The 3,904-nt window shown below is 46.7% G+C and carries 4 protein-coding genes; 2 read left to right on the plus strand and 2 right to left on the minus strand.

Annotated features, from left to right (window positions below; translation table 11 throughout):
* Window positions 1-125: 125 nt before the first annotated feature.
* Together C4B57_11815 and C4B57_11820 are read right to left on the minus strand one after the other, a co-directional pair.
* Entirely contained in the window at window positions 126-515 is a 390-nt protein-coding gene (locus tag C4B57_11815) for a hypothetical protein (GenBank protein ID PXF50657.1), read from the minus strand.
* Between the two features lie 43 nt (window positions 516-558).
* Window positions 559-2,358: a hypothetical protein gene (locus tag C4B57_11820; GenBank protein PXF50658.1), complete on the minus strand. Its 1,800-nt coding sequence runs from the start codon at window positions 2,356-2,358 to the stop codon at window positions 559-561.
* A 141-nt stretch (window positions 2,359-2,499) separates the two neighbouring features.
* Between C4B57_11820 and C4B57_11825 the strand changes: the two genes are divergently transcribed.
* Window positions 2,500-2,817 (plus strand): hypothetical protein, encoded by a 318-nt coding sequence (locus C4B57_11825; protein ID PXF50659.1) that lies wholly within the window; start codon window positions 2,500-2,502, stop codon window positions 2,815-2,817.
* An 82-nt stretch (window positions 2,818-2,899) separates the two neighbouring features.
* A complete protein-coding gene (locus C4B57_11830; GenBank protein ID PXF50660.1) occupies window positions 2,900-3,526 on the plus strand; it encodes an endonuclease in 627 nt (208 codons plus the stop codon).
* Window positions 3,527-3,904: the final 378 nt, after the last annotated feature.

The following is a 3,904-nucleotide window of genomic DNA, read 5'->3' on the forward strand; positions in this document are numbered from 1 at the left end:
AAAATTGAGGAGTTGACTCAAAAAATGGTTGCTCTATGAAAGAATCTTCAGACCAATGGCAGTAATTGTATGGCAAGCAGCCTACCCGGTGCTTGCTGCCTGTATCTTATATGAAATATCCAGTTCTACAGAAGCTTTATCCAGACTTTTCTGTTTCTGGGACCATCGAATTCACAAAAAAATATCTTCTGCCATGTTCCAAGACACAGCCGCCTGTCTTCGAAAATCACCTGTATCCCCGGTCCCACCAGTGATGACTTGATGTGGGCAGGCGAGTTCCCCTCCAAATGATGATAGTCATACTCCCACGGGACTATCTCATTCAGTACAGATATTATATCCCGCCTGACTGCCGGATCCGCACCCTCATTTATGGTCAGGCCTGCCGTGGTGTGCGGCACATAGATAAAGGCAAGACCATCACTTGCATCTGCCGAAGCTATAGCCTGCTGTATCTGTCCGGTAATGTCAATCAGTTCGGTTCTTGTCCTGCTTTTTATTGAAATTGATTTCATGCCCAGACCTCCTGAATGAATTAAAGATAAAGCGCAGCCGTATTCAATCCGAGGCAGCTTTCTTGAATCGCTGTAGCTGCGATCGGTAATAGTCAGTCCTCGAAGGGTCTTTTTTCAGGGCCTCTTCTTCTGCTTCTATGGCCTTTTCCACATATCCGTTAACAAAAAAGCTCTCAGCGAGGGTATCCAGTATGTAGCCCTCTGGCTTCAGCCTGGCGGCCTTTGAGGCGAGCATAAGCGCCTCTTTCGGTTTTTGAAACTCCGGATCATCTGCAGTGGCATAAATCCACGCAATGTTATTCAAGATCTCAGGATTTTCAGGTTCAAGATCCAAAGCATGTTTATAGGCATTCACTGCATCGGCGTATTCCTTTTTTTGGGTGAAGATATTCCCTATAATGATATATAGTTCCGGCCGCTGTTCTCTGTTGCTTGCGAGTCGTTCAATGTAGAGTTTGGTTAAATTGCTCTTGGCCGAATCTTCCCATGACTGTGTGGGCAGAAGACCGGGTATGATTATAAGCAGGCCTGCAATACCAATGAATAATCCCTTGCTGAGAAGCAGTTTTTTCTCATATTGGTCCTTTAATTCCGGGTGCCTGGCAATCCGGTTCAGGAAATCCACCCTCTTTGCAATGCTGAAGTGATGCCAGTTTGGCTGGTTGCGAATATTTCCTGCCAGCAGGGCGACTTTTTCCAGGGCGTTAATAAGATTCCATGGGTGCCCTTGTGTTCCAAACACGGAGAGATCCGCTTGACGTTCAAAATTCCGCATGAAGTAACCCATAAGAAAGCGAAAATAAAGGACAAACAATATTCCCAGCGGAAGTACCGCCAGGAAAGAACTGATGGTATCGGGCCAGTACTGAAGCCGGGTCAGAATCTCAAGAAACAGGCGCCGGGATATCAGCCACGTTCCTAAGGGATCTATGAGACGATACAGAACGACAGTGTAAGTTCCCAGGAAAAACGCATACCAAAGCAAGTGCCTGTGGCGGATGTGGGCCACTTCATGAGAAAGGACCGCTTCAACTTCCTGAGGGAGAAGATGCCTTACAAGGCAAGGGGTGAAGAGTATGTAACGAAATCCGGGGAAAAGTCCCAGGACAGCAGCCGTGCAGTATTTTTCTCCATTCAGGGACCATAGAAGGATTTCTCTGAAACTTATATTGGTCCGCTTGAGGAAATTTTCGATCAGGGTCCTTAGCGGTCCCTTTGGAAAGGGCACGCATCCCCACATTGTGCGCACTATTGGTGGCATGAAGAGCAATATTAATATCAAGAACAAGGTGAAAGATATTAATTCTGCAAACGGCTTTTTGAGTAGTTCCTGAAATTTACTGGAGGGGATCACCCCTAAGAGATCACTAAATACGGACAGGATCAGATAGAGGACCAGGAAAGGGAGTATAAGCCGCAACCTGAAACCCAGATCTTCACGTAACGGAGATTTTAAAAGGCCTTTTCTGCGGAGTACCCACCAGTATGAAGTCCAGAGGAGAATGAGATATAAGATGAAAAGACTGATTCCTGTGATTTCAATTATTGTTGGAAAGAAGGAGACACCCGGCAGGAATACCAGCAAGCTCTTTATTTCCAGCAGGTAAAAGTCAATTATCAAAGGGATCAAAGAGGCCCATTGCAGCTTCTCAAGAACCAGGGATGGTGCCCTGGTGGCAAGAGATCGGTTCAGGAGCCAGACTGTCAGGCATATCCAGGCCGAGGTCTTTAACAGCCACAGAACCAGTATGGTCATGCAGGATAATAACGGTTCCGGGCCGGAAGGTGCCCCGACTACCAGAATAAGGGCTATCATTAAAGAAATGATCTGACTATAGGGCATATCAACTACAACATAGCATCCTCTTTGCCAGGAGAAAAGAAGGGGCCGCTTCAAGGCAGGATATAAACTGGTTCACCGAATATTTACCTTCTTTAATCCTTTGTCTGGATAAGTCCGATTATACTCTCAGGAGCGTGTTTAATGAACTGGGCTGAAATTTTGGAAAAGCTGAAGACTGAAAACATTATCTCGTACATGTCGAACTTTGATCTGATTGGTCTGGCAACTAATCTATACGTGATAGTGCCGGTCATTCTTGTGCTGTGTTTACTCATCTTTTTCAAGTGTGTCAGGACCTTGGCAGTACTGGTTGGCATAGTCGCTGTATACCTGGCAATAAACTATACCTTTCCAAAAGAGAACCAGGAGATTATTATTGTGAATATTGCCATTTTGGGAGTGACCTGCCTTTTAGTTGCCGCTTGCTGGATATATGTTTTTTTTATCAGAAGTGATTGATGAAGCATGTAAATAAAAGGTCCTTTGACAGTTGGTTCATAGCAGCCTGACTACCAGATATGCTGGTCCTGTCGGGGATCAGTTGATATCCATATATAGACGCCTCTTATCGGCCTTTGGGCCGCAGGATTGGTGGCCCGGAGACTCTCCGTTTGAGGTGTGCGCTGGTGCGATTCTCACCCAGAACACGAATTGGGGAAACGTAAGAAGGGCCATTTCAAATCTGAAGAATAAAGACCTTTTGGACCCGAGGGCAATTTATGAACTGTCAAGGGAGTCGCTTGCCAGAATAATCCGGCCGGCAGGCTATTATAACGTAAAGGCAGTGAGACTCCAGAATTTCGTTGCCTTTCTGTTGGATAAATTTGAAGGCGACCTGGATGCCATGTTTTCAATAGGCCTTGAGACACTGAGGCCGATGCTTCTTGATATTAAAGGCATAGGCCCGGAGACCGCGGACAGTATCCTGCTTTATGCAGGAGGGCTTCCCAGTTTTGTAGTGGATGTCTATACGGTAAGGGCGCTCATGAGGCACGATTTCATAGACGAGAATGCCGATTATGAAGAGGTTCGTTCCCTGTTCATGGATCACCTCACAGCCGATGCAGGGCTCTATAACGAATATCATGCCCTGTGGGTTGTCCTTGGTAAGAATTTTTGTAAAAAGACAAGGCCCAGATGCGAGGAGTGTCCATTAAAAGGAATATAGGTTCAAAAAATATTCTTATGAACCCGTGATCCACTGGTAACTGATCACAGGGTACTTCTTCTTCCAACATGCTCTCGCCCCTTGTTTTCTTAAGGTCTTCGCAGCATGGGAGACCCTCCCCCGTTCTCCTTCGCTGCGCTCCGGAGCCGGGGTTTCCCTTGCGGCAAAGGCCAAGAAAACTACAGGGCTGACGCAAATCGTTTCCAGAAGAAGCACCCTGTGATCAGTTTAAGTCCACTGCACAAACCGTCCACGGGCAGGGGATATTTCTTTTCACTTAACACTTCAGCCCCTTGTTTTCTTAAGGCTTTTGACACGGGGGAGTCTTGCCCCCTCCCCGTTCTCCTTCGCTGCGCTCAGGAGCCGGGGTTTCCCCCA

The sequence above is a fragment of the Deltaproteobacteria bacterium genome (genome assembly GCA_003194485.1).
Classification (GTDB): Bacteria; Desulfobacterota; Dissulfuribacteria; order Dissulfuribacterales; family UBA3076; genus UBA3076.